Below are 17,935 nucleotides of genomic sequence, written 5' to 3' on the forward strand. Positions count from 1 at the left end.
TAAAGGAAGTAATATTCATTGCTAGTGGATCATCATATAATGCGGCATTTACTGCTCAATTTTATTTGGAAAAAGAATGTGGATTAAAAGTTAAATTGTTTTATCCAAATGTGTTTAATAAAATTGAGAATTTAGAAACTGATAAGGATAAATTGTATATATTTATTTCTCAATCTGGTACAACTAAACTAGTATATGAAAATTTAATGAAGGCAAAAAAGCTAGGTTGCAATACATTGTCAATTACAAGTAGTAAAGAAACGCCAATTTCAAAAGAGTCTATGTACTTTATTGATATGGGTTGCAAAAATGAAGAATATAGATATAGAACGATTGGATTTTCAATGACTGTTGTTGTTTGTTGGTTACTCGGAATGTATTTGTCTTCTAAAAATAATTGTAATGAATTGTTTAAAGTTGCAGATAGTTTATCAAAGATAATTGATGACACTTTAGAATGGTATCAAAATAATAAATTTGAATTGATGAAAAGAAATATAGCATTTTTCACAGGTGCTGATAGTTTATGGCCAATTAGTTGTGAAGCAGATATAAAATTTATGGAGATGATACCTTATATAACAAAAACTTATGAATTAGAAGAATTTATGCATGGACCTCAAAATGTATTCGATAATAGTCATATATTTTTTGTTTTAGTTAAAAGTGGCGTAGATACAGAAAAATCAATTGCGATGGCTAAATTTTTAAAAAGCGAAATTGGAAATTGTTATTTAATAGGTAATGAAGTTATAGATAAGAAGGATTTTAATATAGAAAATTGTTGTGGATTATTTTATGAATTACAATATATATGTTTTTTTCAAGTAGTAGCGTTTATGCTTGCTAATGATAGAGGACGAGATCTTAAAATTGGATTAAATACTAGTATTTCAAAATATCTTCAAAAATCACTATAATAAATTATAAATAAAAGAATGTAAACAGTGGCTGATATATATTTTAATTATTATTATATTTTTTACAATAATATAATAATATACTTATCAAGCTTAAGAAGGTTAATGTTCATGAAAGGAGCATTAACCTTCTTATTGTAAGAAAATTGGTAAATTATATAATCGTAATTGTATACAAGAGGTTAGAATGGAAATTTTAAAAAGATGTATTTTAAATAAAAGTGAATATTAAAACATATTTAAAAAGTATAAATCTAAATGTAAAAAAATATATACACTAAAAAATAGTTGTGAATTTCTTTAAGCTTTTATAAATAAATATTTTATCAATGAATTATAAAAATTTAATAAACTTATATAAATATAGAAATAAAAAAAGAACTTGATTTATTTATTAAGTTCAAGTTTGTCAATATTTCTATGTAAACTTTAGAAAATTTAGTTCTATTTTATAGGTTGGAAAGTTAAGTATAATATCAAACCTTTATTTCTCTTTAATTAATAAATTTAACATAACAATCTGCAATTTAATAAGAGTTTGCTAAATATTTTTTAGAATAACTGGTCGTCTAAACAACTTTCGAATAAGATTGATAGTTTAGCCGAAATTTGAGCCCATTATCGTATAGATTGAGTCTGTTTCTTAGTTATATCAACAGTAGCAAGGGATAAAATTTTCATTAATGATTCATAATTTGGAAATACAGATTTAGTTTTAGTAACTTTTCTAAGTTTGCAATTATAACTTTCCATTACATTAGATGTATATATTATTTTTCTAATCTCTGGTGGATATTTAAAGAATGTGGATAGTTCATTCCAGTTATTTCCTTAAGACCGTATTGCTATTAAATATTTTTCTCCCCATTTTTCTTCTAATCTATCTAATTCCGCTAATGCTATCTCTTCAGTAGAAGCTGTATAAACTAGTTTTAGATCTGTATTGAAAGATTTTAAATCCTTATAAGATAAGTATTTACTTGAATTTCTTATTTGATGAATAATACATCTTTGAATTTCGGTGTTAGGATAAACAGCTTTAATTGCTTCGTTAAACCCTACTAATCCATAAACTGAAGCAATTAATATATCTTTTACACCTCTATTTTTTTAACTTATTTAGGATAAGTATCCAATACTTTGATGACTCTGATACCCCTATCCATATACCAAGAACATCTTTTTTTTCTTCAATATTTACTCAATTGCAACGTAGGCTGCTTTCGAAACAACTGTGTTGTCTTTTCTCACTTTAAAGTGAATAGCACCCATAAATATTATAGGATATACTATTTCTAACGGACGACTTTGCCATTCTCTAATCATTGGAATTATTTTATCTGTTATATTAGAAACTGGTCTTATGTTAATATCTTGGACACAAAAAGTCAAACTTTTTATGCTGTACTTTTAGCTAGTAATTGAAATTGTTTGGAGTCATTTAATTAATAGAAGAGTGTAGTCTTTTTCTGTTATACCAACCTTCAATATATTTAAATATAGCTCTATTAGCTCCTTCGAAGGTACGGTATGTATTTCTATATATTTCTTCTTTCTTTATTGAAGAATGTAAAGACTCTATACAAGCATTGTCATATGGACAACCTTTTTTACTAAAGGATTGTATAATATTATAATTTTTACAAAGCTCTTTTAAATCATTGCTAGTATATTGTGGGCCTAAATCACTATGAAATATTAACTACTTATTTTTATTAGGATTCTGACTGTAATAGGCATTTTCTAAAGCTTTAACAACTAAATTATTAGTAATTCTTTTACCGAAGGTGTAGCCAATTATTTTTTTTGAATGTAAATCAAGAACTGAAGCTAAATAGTACCAACTATCTTTGATAGTATGAATATGTGTGATATCTCCTACCAATTTTCCATTAATAGAATGTAAAATCTCTTTTTGAAACGTTTCTAAACCTTCTGACACTTTTTTATTTGAATGAGCTTTGTATTTTTTTACAGTTATCGCACAAAGCCCAAGTTCGGTCATTCTTCTTTGAACTCTCTTTATAGAGACATTAAAGCCTTCTGTCTTAAGTATATGATGAATCCTAGGAACTCTATATATTCCTTTATTAGATTTATATATCCTTATAATAGCTTTTTTTTAGCTCCTCATTTTCTACTTCTCTTGCAGATTTAGTTTTATCAAAAGATTTATAATATGTGTTTCTGGCTATGCCTAGAACAATATACATAGTCTTAATATCAGGGTGTTTATATTTTTATCTATAAATTCTATTACTTGATCTAATTTCTTGTTGAAAATATGGCCATAGCTTTTATATTGGTGTCAGTATAAAAGGGTAAACACTCTAAGTCGAACTAAGTAGAATATTATTTAGTAAGAAAGGACGTGTCTAATAATCAATGTCATTAAGTTAAGCTCAAATCCATCTAAGAATACATAAATATTCTTAGATGGATTTTATTTTAGTTTAAGGCTTTATATTAAAAGTATTTTTAGGCACAACAAATAAACAGATATCAATATCTGAAAAAAATATTTTTTAAAGACTATTTCCGCCAATTGATAATAGTATTTTTACAGTATGATCAAGCGTTAGCTTACGCTGACGAGTGAAGTCTTTACCATTTACTTTTGCCTATAAATTTTAATCCAACTCCGGGAGATATAAATAGTAATAGTATGTGTTTGTTAAGTTGTATTAATAGTTTAATTTTATATAGAGAAAAATATTGGGAATTTATTAAATATATATTGACAATTGAATTTAGAAGATATATAGTTAATTACATAAGTAATGAACCAAATAACAAGAGAGGCATATAATATAGTATAAATTTAAAAGGAGGTAGCTATGAATTTAGATTTTTCTAGTGAAATACCTATATATATACAAATAGCTCAATCAATAGAAGATGGGATTTTAAATGGGATATTTAAAGAAGATGAAGCTATTCCATCTACTACTGAAATATCTGTAAAGTTTAAAATTAATCCTGCAACTGTTGCCAAAGGATTTAATTTATTAGTAGATGAAGGAATTATTTATAAAAGAAGAGGTGTAGGTATGTTCGTTTCAAGTGGAAGTAAGGGGAAATTAGTACAGAAAAGAAAAGATAACTTTTATTCAAGTTATATTGTTTCACTAATAGAAGAAGCAAGGAAGCTTAATATTTCAACTGAAGATATTATAGAAATGATTAAAAAGGGGGAGTAACTAATGGCATGTATTAAGATATCTAATTTAACAAAGGAATATGGAAAACATAGAGTATTAGATAATGTTTCATTAACTATAGAAGAAAATAAGATATATGGGCTTTTAGGAAGAAATGGTGCAGGAAAGACAACTCTACTTAATTTAATTACTAATAGGATTTTTCAGACAGAAGGGAATATTACTATTGATGATGAAGAGGTAATTGAAAATAGTAATGCCTTAGAGAAAATATATTTTATGACTGAGCAAGATTTATATCCAGAAGGTATGAAGGTTAAGGAATTATTCAAGTGGACAAAAGAGTTTTATAGAAATTTCGATATAGACTATGCTTTAAATCTAAGTAAAAAATTTGGGATTAATATAAATAAGAAATATAAAGAATTATCTACAGGATACTCTTCAATATGTAAGATAATAATTACTTTAGCATCAGGAGCTGAAATATTAATTTTCGATGAGCCTGTATTAGGTCTAGATGCTAATCATAGAGATATGTTCTATAAGGAATTAGTAGCTAATTATATAGATGAGCCTAAGACTATAATTCTTTCAACACATATTATAGAAGAGGTTTCAGAGATATTAGAAAAAGTAATAATTATTAAGGATGGAAAACTTCTAGGAGATAAGGAAGTAGAAAGCTTATTAGGTGAAGCTTACTTAGTTTCAGGAGCTTCTGACAATATAGAAGAGTATATAAAGGATAAGAAATGCATCAATATAGAAACTATAGCTGGTTTTAAAGCAGCTACGATTATTGGTGAGATAAATGAAGAAGATAAAAAGCAAATAAAAGAATTAGTATTAGAAGTATCTAAAGTAGAACTTCAAAAGTTATTTATTCACTTAACTGGAGAGGAGGAAGTTAAATAATGAAGATTAAGTCAGTTTTAAAATATAATATTTCAAATATGATTAAATCACTAGGAGCTTTCTATGCAATATTTATTTTTATATGTGTTGCTTTAACTTTAATTATGAGATCTAGTGGAGGAAATTTTGTTTCATCAGGATTAGAGTTATCTTCAGCAATATTTATTTTTGTAGTAGGCTTAAATAGCTTTAAAGAAAATTTTTATTTTATGAAAAGTAATAATGTATCAAGAAAAGATTTTATATATGGCACTGCTGCATCGATTATTCCAATAGCATTTATAATGTCCTTTATAGATGTAATAATTAATAGAATATATAATGTTTTTGTTTCTTGCCCTACTAATTATGATATGATATATGGAAATATGAGAGATATAATTTATAATAACGTTTTTTGGAAGCAAAGTAATAGTTTCGAAACTTTAATAAACACCTTTTTATTTCAAGGTGTAGTTTATGCTTTTGCCTTTGCAATTGGATTTGTAATTACTATTCTATACTACAAATCTAATAGTTTAACAAAGGTAATAATATCTGTAGTACCAGTAGCATTTATAATTTTTTCAAATTTAATTATTGAAATATATCCAAGCTTTTTTAATGGAGCAATTAAGTTTATTCAATTTATATTTGGATGGAACACTCTAAATCCTTATGCAGGAATTTTAACCTTTATAATCTTATATATTATTTTAGTTATAATTTCAAGATTATTAACTAGAAAAGCTGTTCTAAAATAGCATATATATATTTTTACACTCTTAATCTAGAGTCGAATATCTAAACTTGAATAAGTAATTTAAGTAATTATTCATAAGATTAGCCCCCATATTATTGAGTTAAATCTCTAATAATATGGGGGCTAATGTATTTTAATAATAAATTGAAAGACTTATTTTATAGTAAATATATGAATACACAAATAAAGTGACATAGACTTCCTAATATAATAAATATATGGAATATCTCATGGAAACCAAATTTGCCAAGTTGAAGTTTCTTAGGTTTAAGGCCGTAGATTACACCTCCAACAGTATAAAGGATTCCACCTAATACTAGTAAGAATAAACTTACAGGACTTAAAACTGCTGATAAAGGTTTAATCATAAATATAGCAGCCCAACCGAGGCCTATATAAAGAGCTGTTTGTAACCATCTTGGACAGTCGAACCAAAGCATTCTAAATAGTATACCAGCTATTGCAATAGATGCTATAGTTGCAAAGAATATAGTTCCTTTAGAGCCCCTAAGTGCAATTAAGCAGAATGGTGCATAAGATCCAGCTATTAATATAAAAATCATTGAATGATCTAATTTTCTAAGTCTACTAATTATCTTATCACTAGTTATAACTCCATGATATGTTGCAGATACGCTGTATAGTAAAATTAAACTAATGCCAAATATCACTATTGATACAATTGCTACAGAAGATGCATCATTAACTACACCTTTAACTAACATTGCAATTAACGCAAAAAGTGAAAGAATGGCACCAACTAAATGTGTTAAGCTATTTACAGGTTCTCTAAAATACTTTTCCAAAATCAACACCTCTTTACATATAGTTTTGAAAACTATGTCTTGTTATTTATATAGTAATAAAGCGTATTTTAAAAGTCAACGAGTAAAAATCCTTAAATTTCTAAGAAAATTTATATATTATATTAATTATCTTGAATTATCTACTGATTACTAGTAATATTTAAATATAGACATATTAATAAGTAGTTTATAAAACTACATGGAGGATATTATGGACAAAAACGAATTAATAGAAAAATTCAAGGAGTTAAATTTACAAAATCAATTAGCTTTAGATGAAATTCCGGAATTAGATTTATATATGGATCAAGTTACTCAGTTATTTGATAGTAAGTTTAATGAATGTAAAAGAACAGAGGATGATAAGGCATTAACTAAAACTATGGTGAATAACTACGCTAAGGGTAAGTTATTAATGTCAATTAAAAATAAAAAGTATAGTAAGGAACATTTAATTTTAATGAGCTTTATATATAATCTAAAAGGTGGATTATCAATAAGTGATATAAAGAGTTCACTAGATAGAATAGTCAAAACCTTTGAAGATGGTGAAGAATATCCAATAAGGGATTTATATAGACTATATTTAAGGCAACATAATGAAGACCTACAAGATGTTGAAAAAACTATAGAGGAAAAGTTTAATGATATTGAAGATATGGTATTAAATGAAAAGATAGATGAAGATAAAGAATTTCAGAAAAACTTTTTATTACTATGTTCATTTATAAATATGAGTAATATGTATAGAAGGATGGGAGAAAAACTAATAGACGAATATTTTAATAAGCTATAAGATATTTCACAAAATAAAAGAGGTAGATAAATGAAAAATTCTATTAATTTAAAAGATGAACTAAAAAGAATAGATGGAAGAGGTTATAAGGCATATAAGGATTTACAGGATAAGTATGATTTTAATGATTATATTTTAAGTATTGATCATGTTCAAGGAGATCCTTTTGCATCACCATCAAGATTAAGAATTATTATAAATAAAAGTAAAGCTAAATTTCCAGATGAACTAATTAATGAAAAATATAAGAAAGTAGCTGTTTCTGACTTTTTAACTAGATTATTTTATACTAATGTTAATAAATTTAGTGAAAAGATTTTTGGATCAGGAAAAAGTGGCTTAATATCAATAAGTAGATGCACTCAAGAGATTTTAGAAAGGACTTCAATAGTTATTACAAAAGATAATATAGAAGCAAGGTTTTATGTTGGGTTTCCAGCTAGGGGAAGGACAGTATTAGCTAAGGAATTAGAAAAAATCTTATTCAATGTTATTCCTAATATAGTTACCAATACATTAGTATATGAAAATATTAATAAAGCTAAGTTAATAAATAGAATTAAATTAGTTGAGGATCAGGAATATATAAGATCAAAACTTAAGGAAAAAGATTTAATTGCCTTTATAGCAAATGGATCAATACTTCCAAGAGAAAGTGGAGTATCACAAAGACCATTAATAGATTCGATACCTTTTAAGTCACCTAAAACATTAGAAGTTGAATTTAACTTACCTAATAGGGGATTAGTTAAAGGAATGGGAGTTAAAAAGGGTATAACAGTAATAGTTGGTGGCGGTTATCATGGGAAATCTACACTTTTAAATGCCTTAGAGCTTGGAGTTTATAATCATATTGAAGGTGATGGTAGAGAATTAGTAATCACTGATAGCTCAGCTATGAAGGTAAGGGCAGAAGATGGAAGAAGTATTAAAAATACAGATATATCATTATTTATAGATAATCTTCCTAATGGAAAAGATACTGTAAGATTTACTACTGAAAATGCTAGTGGAAGTACATCTCAAGCAGCTAATATAATAGAAGCTATAGAAGCAGAGTCAAAGGTTTTACTAATTGATGAAGATACATCAGCTACTAATTTTATGATTAGAGATGATTTAATGCAAAGATTGGTGTCTAAAGAAAAAGAACCAATAACTCCATTTATAGAAATTGTTAAACCTCTATATAATCAAAAAGATGTTTCAACTATCTTAGTTATAGGTAGCTCAGGAGATTATTTTGATGTAGCAGACTACGTTATTCAAATGGATAACTATGAAGCAAAAGATGTTACAAAAGAAGCAAAATCCCTTATGAGAGGTGAAATAAATAAGAGGATTAAAGAAAAGAATATACTAATAGATATAAATCTTGATAGAAAACTTCAAAAGGGAACGATAGAAAGTACATATAAGGGTGTAAAGATCAAAACTATGGGGGTAAGCAGCATCAATATAAATAATGAAAATATTGACTTAAGGGCAGTTGAGCAAATAGTAGATAATGAACAGTTAAATGCTATAGGATCAATTATGAAGTGGTTAGAAGATAATATGATGATTAAAAACTTATCCTTAGAAGAATCAGTAAATAAAGCATATGAGGAAATAAATAAAAATGGATTAATTTCTATAGATAAAACTAAGGGTGGAAATGGAAGTATGTCACTACCTAGAAAGCAAGAAGTTATGGCAACTTACAATAGATATAGAAATTTAAAGATAAAGTAGTAAAATATTCTTTGAATTTGATATACTATTATTATTCAAGAATAGAAAATAATGTCTATTTTATGATAGACATTGTTTTATTTTTGTATAAATTTATTTTTAGGAGAAGAGGTATGGATATAATAAGTAAGTTTAATAAGGGGATAGACTTATTAAAAACAAAATACTTAATGAAGTTTAATCAAAAAACTTATTTAGGTAATAAGTATAAAATTAATTATTTACTAGAAAAAAATAGTGAATCAAGAGACTTACTCATAGTTTTTTCAGCTTGTACAAGCTTAGGACAAAAAGCTAGATACAATTATATAAGAACTTTAGATGGATTTAAATGCAACAAGCTATTTATATTAGATGACTTTGGCTTTGATGGAAGAGGTGCTTATTACCTAGGAAAAGATAAGGATTTTAAAATTGAAGAAGATGTGATGGCTTTAATAAAAAAGATAGCAGAAGAAATAAATCCTAAGAATGAAATATATATTGGTTCAAGTAAGGGGGGATACTCAGCCCTATACTTCGGACTAGAAAGAAAGAATAGTCATATAATAACGGGAGCTCCTCAATATAACCTTGGGGATTACTTAAACTTACCTAATCATCAACATATAATGGAATATATTATGGGGGATTGTAGTGATGAATCTATAAATAAGCTTAATAATTTAATGAAGGACAAGCTTATTTTAAATAAAGATAATAATAACTCTATATATATTCATTATTCAACAGAGGAAGAAACTTATGACTCAGATATTAAGCCATTATTAGACCAAATGAAAAATATCAATTTAAGAGTTAATCATGACATAAAGGATTATAGTAGTCATGCAGAGTTAACTTTATTTTTCCCTGACTATATTAAGAATACAGTAAAAAAGATAACATAATAATAGAAAACATAAGATAGGAAAAAATAAATGAATATAACAAAAGAAATAAAAGGTAGAAACTTAAACATAGATATGCTAAGAGTTATATGCTCAATGGCCATAGTTGTTATGAATTATCATATTGGTTATAAGCGTTGAATTATGAGGCTTTACAATATGATAATTCATATTTTTTTACATAAAATCAAGTTCTTCAGCTATTTTTTCATTAACATAGAGATTTTGTCTTATAGGATTCCCATTAATATATTTCCACACTTTAATCTTTTTGGGAGTAACTTTATAGACAACTTGTCCGTCGAGAAGTCCATAAGCATTAAAGGAACTTAGATGTACTGATTTATAAAGCTCCATTAACTCTTTATTTTTCTCATCCTTCCAATCTCCAATTTCTTCTGCTACACCTTCAATAGATATGTTATTAAAACATAATGCAACATTATTATTTTTAGTTATCTGATTATACTTAATGTAGCATTTATTTGTCTGAAAATATATATCTAATCCTTTGTTTATTATACTCATGGATCTAGATGATACATTTCCATCCGAGGCTGTAGATAATACCCAGGTCCTATTATTTTCTAGGTTGAAAATAACTTCATTCTTTAACTTTTCATAATCAATTTTCATAAAATCTCCCCCTTATGTTACATTTATATTATAATAATATTTACCATTAACGCATATAGGATATAAGACTATGTTCATTAAATATTAGGAAAATATATTAATATTTCATTGAACTAATTATTAAAGAAGAAATATCTAATGATATGGAATTCAACAGAGGAAGAAACCTTTGATTCAGACATAAAACTTTTATTAGAAGAAATGAAAAATATTAATTTAAAGGTTAATTATAATAAAAAGAATTATAAAAATATATATTATTACTCATTTGCATTATTGTGTAAGTTAGTTTTTTATTAAACTGCTCGATAAATATATAAATTATTATCAAAAGTGCTGAGAAATAAACGCATAAATTCCAAGGTGTAGAGAAGTTGGTCTTTTTAAAATTTATGTTTATTTTTTATATAAATTTGATATAATATAAATAAGAAAAGCTTAGTGCTGGTAACACTAAGCAATCCTTAGAACATTTATTTTGTTTTAGGGCTATTGAATGAAATTAATAAGTTTAATTAAGAAAAGTGCTAATCTTCGTTGGATGGGGCACTTTTTTCTTTGCTTTTAACTTCTATATCAAGACCAAGAATTTTAATCTTAATTTTCAAATGATGTATAAAAAGATTATTTTTTAGGACTAATCTAATAATATATATATAATCGATATAAACTTTATAAAAGTATCAAACATATTCAATACCACCCCCTAGCCATAGTGAAAATGTTCACCAATAGTCCAGGAGGAGAAAACGTTCAAAACCTCCGTAGCCATACTTCTACGGATTTCAAATTTTACTTTGAAATTACACCATATTTGGCTATAGATTATACATAAGAAATAAATGGTAAACAATCTCTTAACTTTCCATTATCAGCATCAGTTTAAAACAGAACCTTTTTATTCAATAATATGGTGAGATATAGAATTATTGAATAAAAATAAATATATTGATATAATTATTTTAGTAATGGAAATAAATTGAATTTATTATGGGTATATATGTTAGAAATAAAGCCGTTAGATGATGTGATGAAGTACTTTCAATGGATATTTACTGCTTATATCATATTATTTATTATTGTCTGCATAAATTTTTATAAGGCAATAAAAATTAGAAAGAAATTAGTTAATAATAATGCAATAAGAAAAATAATTAATACTTTTGATTTAATTATTGATATTTCTAAATAAGTTATAAGGTGGGAAATAATATGAATAAGAAATTAAAGATTATAATAATTTCCGTTGTATTTATATTAAGTATATTTTTTATATTTATAAAAAGTTCTAATACACCTGAAAAAGTAATTAAAAATTATATAAAATACAAAGATATGCATAATATCGATAAATTAAGTAGTACTGTTACTTATGAAATGCCAGATTATTATATAGACAATATAGAAACCATGAAATTAATTAATCTAGAACTAATTACTGATGAGGTTCTTTATAATGCGTATATGCATGATGGAAAAGGAAGTTTAAGAAAAGATTTATCAAGAGATGATGTTAGAATATATACTGTTGACTATTATATAAAATATAAAGATGATAATAAATCAGTTGAGGATAGTGGTGAACATAATAAGCATTATACCTTGATTAAAGAAAAGGGTACTAATAAATGGATAATAGATTCTATTGGTGGGTGATACCTTAATATATTTTAATGCTAGATATGAATATAAATTGACTATATAGAAGTTATTTTGATAAGAAAATTTAATATTAGGGAGAGTAGATAGATTTATATAAAAATAAACTTATTTACTATCCCTAAATTTAAACATTGAGTTTTATGTCAATATTATAAAATTTATATTTTTTTCAGTATAATATCCATCTTAATATATGTCTATAATGAGGAGTTATTAATAGTATTCCTATTTGTTGTTTAATATTTTAGTTAAATCTTTTAAATTTGAAATTTCGTAGGTAGGTTTAATTGATGTTGAATTCTTGACCTTTTTTAGGTTTACCCAGCAAGTATCAATCTCAAAGTTAATCCCACCCTTTATATCTGAAGTTAAGCTATCACCTATCATTAAAACTTTATTTTTATCAGTAAAATTTAATCTATTTAGGGCAATTTCAAATATTTCAGGATTAGGCTTTGATACTTGTACTTCTTCAGAAATAACAAGTGTATCAAAATATTCAGCTATGACAGATTGTCCTATTCTTTTAGATTGAACATCTTTAAGGCCATTTGTAACAATAGCTAATTTATAGTTTTTACTTAATTCTTTTATTAATTCAATGCTATCTTCATATAAGAAAGAAGCATTGGCTAAATGTCTTATATATGCATTAGAAAATTCTACTGGATCAAAAGGGGTATTTAACTTTTCAGATAATCTTTTAAATCTTTCAACCTTAAGTTTCTTTTGTGTTATTAATCCTTGTTCAAATTCTAACCATATATTTTTATTTATTTCCTCATAAACTTTCAAATGATAGTTTTCGTCATAATCCATATTAAACTCACGAATACTATTTTCAAAAGCTTGCTTTTCTGATTTTTTAAAATCAAATAGTGTTTCATCTGCATCAAACAATATAACTTCGTATTTCATATATAGCCTCCATATGTATAGTCTTATTGTCATAATTATACAACAATATGATTATATATGTTATGAAAATTGAAAATTTAGAATTAAATTAAACTACAGGATAATTAATATATATTTAAAGCAAAAAACCTTAGCACAATAGGCACTAAGGTTTTTATTTATGATATAAATGATATCATAAAATACAAATTTGATATTTAATTCAAGTTTATAGATTTATTTGTATGAATAATAAATCTTACATTTTATAATTTTTTTAATAAAGCTCTCATTTCAGAAACACCTTTGCTTTGTGTAGTTATTATATTTTCAGCTAACTTTTTAAGCTCTGGATCCTTTGTAAATTTTAAGATATCTTTTGCCATGCCAATAGCACCTTCATGGTGATATATCATTTGTTGAAGGAAGTTAGCATCAACATTATCGGTAACTTTCACACCTTGCATTTCTTTAAACATTTTATCCTTTATGGAATTATATGTTTTAAGATATTTTTCTGAATCCTTTTTATCTGAAAGAGGTTCTTTTTCAAATTTAGTTTTCAATTCTTGCATAATTGGAATTTGAGCCTCTTGGGATTTGATGATGTTTTCAGCTATTTTCTTAACATCTGGATTAGAACCATATTTAACAATAGCCTTTGCCATATTTATACCACCCTCATGATGAGGTATCATTTCTAATACAAAGTCTAAATTTACATTTCCGGTATTAGGTGCAGTATTCATTGCTTTCATCATATTATTAAATATAATAGTATATTCTTCATTATATCCTTTTTCTGCTTTAGCCAGTGTAGAAATATTAACATTAGCAGATACAGGTTGGGTATGTAAAATCAAATTTGTATTTGTAAGTGGTGCCAATATTAATAGTGTTAAAAGTAGTTTTTTCATATTAGTCCTCCTAAAATATATTTCTAGCTTAGTATTTCATAAAAGAAAATATATATACTGAAGGTAAATATCTATATATAAAATTAAATTAATAATACTATTACTAGGTTTCTAGGTTTCAATTATCAAATAAGTTAATTTAGCTCAGAAAATTTAAGGTAATATAAAATATATAAATACTTAAAAATAATAGAAGTAGGAGATGTATGATATAATTTTAATTATTTTAGATATGTTTAATATGATGAAATTAATTGCTATAATATTTATAGTTTAAACTTTAGAGGTGAAGATATGAGAGAGCTTAAGGGGATAGAAGAAAGAATTTTAGATAGAGCATTATACCTTTTTGGTAAAAATGGGACTACTAATGTACCAATAAGGACTATAGTAAAAGAGGCTGAAGTAAATGTAAGTGCAATAAATTATTATTTTGGTAGTAAAGATAGGATGATAAAATTCATAAAAGAGTTTTACTTAGAGAATATAACTCAAGCTTATGCACCGCTTTATGATGAGAGTCTTAGTGATATGGAAAAGTTAGTTAAATGTGCTAATGAGATAATAGAGTACTGCTTAAGATATCCTGGAGTTTTAGTTATGAATGAAGAAGCTTCTGCTAAAATAGATAAGGATGAAATTGATATACAGATAATTGAGAAATCAAAGGAAGAAAATAAGAATTTAGATTGTACTTTAAGAAAAGTTTTAAATTGTAGTGATGAGGAATTTGTTTATAAGAGAATAATATTTATTTCTTCAATTACATATCCAGCAACTAATGAAGATAATCAATATGACAAAGAAGTCATAAGTACTGAGGAAAAAAGAATTAAATATATTACAAATTTAATTAGATTACTAAAAGAAAATAAATAAGTTATAAAAATACTTCTTAAATTTAGGAGTATTTTTATTTTTTTGTTAAAATTAAAACAAATTGTTTTAAACATATTGATTTATTTTTAACAAAGAAATATAATATAGGTAGGGAGAAATTAAAAAACAAAAATTTTGGAGGTATTAATATGGCTTTTGAGAATGTTTTTAGTTCAATAAAAATTAGAGGAATGGAAATGAGAAATCGTGTTATATTCCCAGCTATGGGTACTAAGATGGCTGGAGATGATAAGATGGTGACAGACCAACTTATTAATTATCATGCAGCTAGAGCTATTGGTGGAAACGGTTTAAACTTTACTGAAGTTTGTTCAGTTTATGACAAAGCTTCACCTAAAACTTTCCTAGCAATTTCTGATGATAAATATATACCAGGCTTAAAAAGATTGACAGATGCAATTCATGCTGGTGGGGCAATGGCAGGAGTTCAATTATGGCTTGGTGGATCAGCAGTATTATTTGGAGATCCAACATCAATGGTTGTGGTTCCAAGTGATTTTAAGATTACTGATGATTATGTAGTTCCTGGCGCTAGTAAAGAAATTATTGCTGAGGCAGTTAAAGCCTTTGGAGAGGGAGCAAGACGTGCAGTAGAAGCTGGATTTGATGCTTTAGAATTCCATGCAGGACATAATTATACACCACACTCATTTTTAAGTAAGGCATTTAATAAAAGAACTGATGAATATGGTGGAAGCTTGGAAAATCGTGCTAGATTCCTATTAGAATGTATCAGATCAATTAGAGCTAATGTTCCAGAAGACATGCCTCTATTTATGAGAATAGATGCTCATGATGATTATGTAGAAAATGGACTTACTATTGAAGATACTATTCAATTCTGTAAGTGGGCTAAGGAAGCAGGAGTAGATGTATTAGATGTATCTCGTGGAAACTTCTCAAGTGCAGCAATAAAATATGAAGTACCTCCAGTAGATTTACCAAGAGGCTTTAATGTTGATAATGCAGCGAGAATTAAAGAAGAAACAGGAATGTTAACTGTTGCTGTTGGAAGAATTAATGATCCAGCACAAGCAGATGAAATAATAAAGAGTGGAAAAGCTGATATGGTTGTTATAGGTAGAGCACAATTAGCAGATCCAGAATTCTGTAATAAATCAATGAATGGACAAGTTGAAGACATAGTACGTTGTGTTGGTTGTAACCAAGGATGTTATGATGGATTTTCATCACCAGATGTACCATTTATAACTTGCTTAAGAAATCCAGCGTTAGGAAGAGAAGCAGAATTTACTTTAAAGAAAACAGAAAATCCTAAAAAAGTATTAGTAGTTGGGGGTGGAGTTGCAGGACTTCAAGCTGCTATGGAATTAAAAGATAGAGGACATAATCCAATATTATGTGAAGCTTCAAATTCTCTAGGAGGACAATTTATTTTAGCAGGAGCAGCTCCTAGAAAAGAAGAAATGAAAGAAGCAGCTATATCTATGGGAGATATAGCTAAGAGAAAAGGAGTAGAAATTAGACTTGAAACTCCTGTTACACCTGAAGTGATTAAAGAAATAAATCCAGATGAAGTAATAATAGCAGCTGGAGCAGAACCAATAAAACTTAGAGTACCAGGTAATGATTTACCTCATGTAACTAATTCTCATGATGTACTTGCTGGTAAAGCAATGGTAACTGGAGAAGTAGTAGTAATTGGTGGAGGATTAGTTGGATTAGAAGTTGCTGAGTTCTTATCAGGAAAAATTAATAAGATAACAGTAGTTGAAATGCTTAATGAAGTAGCAAAAGATTTAGGTCAATTAAGAAAAATTTGTGTTATGGAAAGCTTATATCATGAAGGAATTAAAACTATAACTGATGCTAAATGTACAGAAATAAAAGAAAAATCAATAGTAATAGAAAAAGATGGTGAGCTACAAGAAGTATCATGTGACTCAGTAGTAGTTGCTATAGGTGCAAAATCTCGTGACTTTAGCGAACTTTCTAATTACTGTGAAGAAAAGAATATTCCATACCATGTAATTGGTGATGCGGTAAGAGCTCGTAGAGCATTAAACTGTATAGAAGAAGCAGTAAATGTAGCGAGAGAAATTTAATATTATAAAAATAAGAATTCTAATAATATAAAATAAAAAAGTAGCTATATTATATTTATTTTAAATAAATTATGATATAGTTACTTTTTTTATTGTACTCTATATTAATATATATAAGTGATATATAATAATTATAAGGTAAATTAGACGAAATGCGGTGATTTAATTATTATGAAAAGTATTAAGATACAAAGACCTAAATTCTTAGAGGAGTTAGAAGAAGTTATTGATATATATGAAGAAATATTAGATAGTGATAAAATTCAGAATAAAGTTATTGAAAATAATATTGTAGAGGATTTAGTTAATAAGGGGACTACAATAGATTCTTGTGTATTTAAGAATATTGTTTTTAAAGATACATCCATTAGAAATGTAGATTTGTTAGATACGAGATTTGAAAATTGTGACTTATCTAATATTGATTTAGGTGATGGAAGTATCCATAGAGTAGAGTTTATAAATTGTAAGTTACTTGGAGCAAGATTAGATGAATGTAATATTAAGGATGTAACATTTAGCAATTGTCTTGGTAAATATATTAATTTATCTTATTCAAAGATGAAAAATGTTATGATAAATGAATGTGACTTTACTGAAGGTACATTCCAACAGGTAAAATTAGATAAAGTTAATTTTAATAAATCTAATTTAATAAATTCTTTTTTTAATAAAACTTCTTTAAATAAAATAGATTTAACAACCTGTGATATTAATGGGATAGATGTTGAAATAAGTGATTTATCAGGAGCTATTGTAAACAGTATGCAAGGATTAGATTTAACGAGGTTATTAAATATTGTAATTAAGTAATAAATGGACTGTTGTATAATGAAAAATTAAGGATGAACAATAAAAAATTAATTGGGGCTGACTTAAAGACAGCCCCT

At 26.4% G+C, this 17,935-nt stretch carries 19 protein-coding genes and 1 pseudogene; 13 read left to right on the plus strand and 7 right to left on the minus strand.

Annotation, left to right across the window (positions count from 1 at the left end; genetic code table 11):
- A partial coding sequence (locus tag GPX08_RS13190; protein ID WP_156627268.1) for an SIS domain-containing protein occupies positions 1 to 920 on the plus strand: 920 nt, incomplete at its 5' end.
- 552 nt (positions 921 to 1,472) lie between these two features.
- Here GPX08_RS13190 and GPX08_RS13195 read toward each other — a convergent pair.
- The 3 genes and pseudogenes from GPX08_RS13195 to GPX08_RS13205 all read right to left on the minus strand — a co-directional run.
- Positions 1,473 to 2,276: pseudogene (locus tag GPX08_RS13195) on the minus strand (IS256 family transposase); the annotation flags it as partial.
- A gap of 85 nt (positions 2,277 to 2,361) precedes the next feature.
- The gene (locus tag GPX08_RS13200) at positions 2,362 to 2,619 is read right to left on the minus strand and encodes a DDE-type integrase/transposase/recombinase (protein WP_156627394.1); all 258 of its coding nucleotides are present in this window, start codon (positions 2,617 to 2,619) and stop codon (positions 2,362 to 2,364) included.
- A gap of 3 nt (positions 2,620 to 2,622) precedes the next feature.
- On the minus strand, positions 2,623 to 2,925 hold the full coding sequence (locus GPX08_RS13205; RefSeq protein ID WP_156627269.1) for a DDE-type integrase/transposase/recombinase: 303 nt from the start codon (positions 2,923 to 2,925) through the stop codon (positions 2,623 to 2,625).
- 832 nt (positions 2,926 to 3,757) lie between these two features.
- Here GPX08_RS13205 and GPX08_RS13210 point away from each other — a divergent pair.
- The 3 genes from GPX08_RS13210 to GPX08_RS13220 are packed head-to-tail and all read left to right on the plus strand — an operon-like array spanning position 3,758 to position 5,742.
- Positions 3,758 to 4,120, plus strand: coding sequence for a GntR family transcriptional regulator (locus tag GPX08_RS13210; RefSeq protein WP_156627270.1), 363 nt, complete (start codon positions 3,758 to 3,760; stop codon positions 4,118 to 4,120).
- 3 nt (positions 4,121 to 4,123) lie between these two features.
- A complete protein-coding gene (locus tag GPX08_RS13215; RefSeq protein WP_156627271.1) occupies positions 4,124 to 4,999 on the plus strand; it encodes an ATP-binding cassette domain-containing protein in 876 nt (291 codons plus the stop codon).
- Positions 4,999 to 5,742, plus strand: coding sequence for a hypothetical protein (locus tag GPX08_RS13220; protein WP_156627272.1), 744 nt, complete (start codon positions 4,999 to 5,001; stop codon positions 5,740 to 5,742). The genes GPX08_RS13215 and GPX08_RS13220 overlap by 1 nt, the downstream gene beginning before the upstream one ends.
- A gap of 157 nt (positions 5,743 to 5,899) precedes the next feature.
- Here GPX08_RS13220 and GPX08_RS13225 read toward each other — a convergent pair whose 3' ends face one another.
- The gene (locus GPX08_RS13225; protein WP_156627273.1) at positions 5,900 to 6,547 is read right to left on the minus strand and encodes a hemolysin III family protein; all 648 of its coding nucleotides are present in this window, start codon (positions 6,545 to 6,547) and stop codon (positions 5,900 to 5,902) included.
- A gap of 211 nt (positions 6,548 to 6,758) precedes the next feature.
- On the opposite strand from GPX08_RS13225, the gene GPX08_RS13230 reads away from it, so the two are divergent.
- The 3 genes from GPX08_RS13230 to GPX08_RS13240 all read left to right on the plus strand — a co-directional run bounded on the left by GPX08_RS13230 (position 6,759) and on the right by GPX08_RS13240 (position 9,967).
- Positions 6,759 to 7,343, plus strand: coding sequence for a DUF1836 domain-containing protein (locus GPX08_RS13230; protein WP_156627274.1), 585 nt, complete (start codon positions 6,759 to 6,761; stop codon positions 7,341 to 7,343).
- 30 nt (positions 7,344 to 7,373) lie between these two features.
- A complete protein-coding gene (locus tag GPX08_RS13235; protein WP_156627275.1) occupies positions 7,374 to 9,077 on the plus strand; it encodes an AAA family ATPase in 1,704 nt (567 codons plus the stop codon).
- Positions 9,078 to 9,190: 113 nt separating this feature from the next.
- Entirely contained in the window at positions 9,191 to 9,967 is a 777-nt protein-coding gene (locus GPX08_RS13240) for a hypothetical protein (RefSeq protein ID WP_156627276.1), read from the plus strand.
- A 177-nt stretch (positions 9,968 to 10,144) separates the two neighbouring features.
- Here the strand turns inward: GPX08_RS13240 and GPX08_RS13245 are convergent, their stop codons facing one another.
- Positions 10,145 to 10,603 carry a pyridoxamine 5'-phosphate oxidase family protein gene (locus GPX08_RS13245; RefSeq protein WP_156627277.1) on the minus strand — a complete coding sequence of 153 codons (459 nt, stop codon included), beginning with the start codon at positions 10,601 to 10,603 and terminating at the stop codon, positions 10,145 to 10,147.
- Between the two features lie 138 nt (positions 10,604 to 10,741).
- Here GPX08_RS13245 and GPX08_RS13250 point away from each other — a divergent pair, with 138 nt between their 5' ends.
- The 3 genes from GPX08_RS13250 to GPX08_RS13260 all read left to right on the plus strand — a co-directional run bounded on the left by GPX08_RS13250 (position 10,742) and on the right by GPX08_RS13260 (position 12,259).
- Positions 10,742 to 10,903: a hypothetical protein gene (locus GPX08_RS13250; protein ID WP_156627278.1), complete on the plus strand. Its 162-nt coding sequence runs from the start codon at positions 10,742 to 10,744 to the stop codon at positions 10,901 to 10,903.
- 700 nt (positions 10,904 to 11,603) lie between these two features.
- Positions 11,604 to 11,795, plus strand: a complete 192-nt coding sequence (locus GPX08_RS13255) for a hypothetical protein (RefSeq protein WP_156627279.1) — start codon at positions 11,604 to 11,606, stop codon at positions 11,793 to 11,795.
- A 20-nt stretch (positions 11,796 to 11,815) separates the two neighbouring features.
- The gene (locus GPX08_RS13260) at positions 11,816 to 12,259 is read left to right on the plus strand and encodes a DUF4829 domain-containing protein (protein ID WP_156627280.1); all 444 of its coding nucleotides are present in this window, start codon (positions 11,816 to 11,818) and stop codon (positions 12,257 to 12,259) included.
- 231 nt (positions 12,260 to 12,490) lie between these two features.
- Here GPX08_RS13260 and GPX08_RS13265 read toward each other — a convergent pair whose 3' ends face one another.
- Together GPX08_RS13265 and GPX08_RS13270 are read right to left on the minus strand one after the other, a co-directional pair.
- The gene (locus GPX08_RS13265; RefSeq protein WP_156627281.1) at positions 12,491 to 13,183 is read right to left on the minus strand and encodes a noncanonical pyrimidine nucleotidase, YjjG family; all 693 of its coding nucleotides are present in this window, start codon (positions 13,181 to 13,183) and stop codon (positions 12,491 to 12,493) included.
- Positions 13,184 to 13,428: 245 nt separating this feature from the next.
- The gene (locus GPX08_RS13270; RefSeq protein WP_156627282.1) at positions 13,429 to 14,079 is read right to left on the minus strand and encodes a DUF305 domain-containing protein; all 651 of its coding nucleotides are present in this window, start codon (positions 14,077 to 14,079) and stop codon (positions 13,429 to 13,431) included.
- 294 nt (positions 14,080 to 14,373) lie between these two features.
- Here GPX08_RS13270 and GPX08_RS13275 point away from each other — a divergent pair, with 294 nt between their 5' ends.
- The 3 genes from GPX08_RS13275 (at position 14,374) to GPX08_RS13285 (ending at position 17,858) form a co-directional block, all read left to right on the plus strand.
- Positions 14,374 to 14,958, plus strand: a complete 585-nt coding sequence (locus GPX08_RS13275; protein WP_156627283.1) for a TetR family transcriptional regulator — start codon at positions 14,374 to 14,376, stop codon at positions 14,956 to 14,958.
- A gap of 149 nt (positions 14,959 to 15,107) precedes the next feature.
- Positions 15,108 to 17,045 (plus strand): FAD-binding protein, encoded by a 1,938-nt coding sequence (locus GPX08_RS13280; RefSeq protein WP_156627284.1) that lies wholly within the window; start codon positions 15,108 to 15,110, stop codon positions 17,043 to 17,045.
- 168 nt (positions 17,046 to 17,213) lie between these two features.
- Positions 17,214 to 17,858 (plus strand): pentapeptide repeat-containing protein, encoded by a 645-nt coding sequence (locus GPX08_RS13285; RefSeq protein WP_156627285.1) that lies wholly within the window; start codon positions 17,214 to 17,216, stop codon positions 17,856 to 17,858.
- The last annotated feature ends 77 nt before the right edge of the window (positions 17,859 to 17,935 follow it).

Origin of the sequence: Clostridium tertium (genome assembly GCF_902652255.1) — a bacterium.
Taxonomy (GTDB): Bacteria; Bacillota; Clostridia; order Clostridiales; family Clostridiaceae; genus Clostridium; species Clostridium tertium_A.

Bases quoted from the DNA above. Each gene is read 5' to 3' on its own strand.
- GPX08_RS13205 (WP_156627269.1), bottom strand. From the start codon at position 2,925: ATGACCGAACTTGGGCTTTGTGCGATAACTGTAAAAAAATACAAAGCT.
- GPX08_RS13210 (WP_156627270.1), top strand. From the start codon at position 3,758: ATGAATTTAGATTTTTCTAGTGAAATACCTATATATATACAAATAGCT.
- GPX08_RS13215 (WP_156627271.1), top strand. From the start codon at position 4,124: ATGGCATGTATTAAGATATCTAATTTAACAAAGGAATATGGAAAACAT.
- GPX08_RS13220 (WP_156627272.1), top strand. From the start codon at position 4,999: ATGAAGATTAAGTCAGTTTTAAAATATAATATTTCAAATATGATTAAA.
- GPX08_RS13230 (WP_156627274.1), top strand. From the start codon at position 6,759: ATGGACAAAAACGAATTAATAGAAAAATTCAAGGAGTTAAATTTACAA.
- GPX08_RS13235 (WP_156627275.1), top strand. From the start codon at position 7,374: ATGAAAAATTCTATTAATTTAAAAGATGAACTAAAAAGAATAGATGGA.
- GPX08_RS13240 (WP_156627276.1), top strand. From the start codon at position 9,191: ATGGATATAATAAGTAAGTTTAATAAGGGGATAGACTTATTAAAAACA.
- GPX08_RS13245 (WP_156627277.1), bottom strand. From the start codon at position 10,603: ATGAAAATTGATTATGAAAAGTTAAAGAATGAAGTTATTTTCAACCTA.
- GPX08_RS13250 (WP_156627278.1), top strand. From the start codon at position 10,742: ATGATATGGAATTCAACAGAGGAAGAAACCTTTGATTCAGACATAAAA.
- GPX08_RS13255 (WP_156627279.1), top strand. From the start codon at position 11,604: ATGTTAGAAATAAAGCCGTTAGATGATGTGATGAAGTACTTTCAATGG.
- GPX08_RS13260 (WP_156627280.1), top strand. From the start codon at position 11,816: ATGAATAAGAAATTAAAGATTATAATAATTTCCGTTGTATTTATATTA.
- GPX08_RS13265 (WP_156627281.1), bottom strand. From the start codon at position 13,183: ATGAAATACGAAGTTATATTGTTTGATGCAGATGAAACACTATTTGAT.
- GPX08_RS13270 (WP_156627282.1), bottom strand. From the start codon at position 14,079: ATGAAAAAACTACTTTTAACACTATTAATATTGGCACCACTTACAAAT.
- GPX08_RS13275 (WP_156627283.1), top strand. From the start codon at position 14,374: ATGAGAGAGCTTAAGGGGATAGAAGAAAGAATTTTAGATAGAGCATTA.
- GPX08_RS13280 (WP_156627284.1), top strand. From the start codon at position 15,108: ATGGCTTTTGAGAATGTTTTTAGTTCAATAAAAATTAGAGGAATGGAA.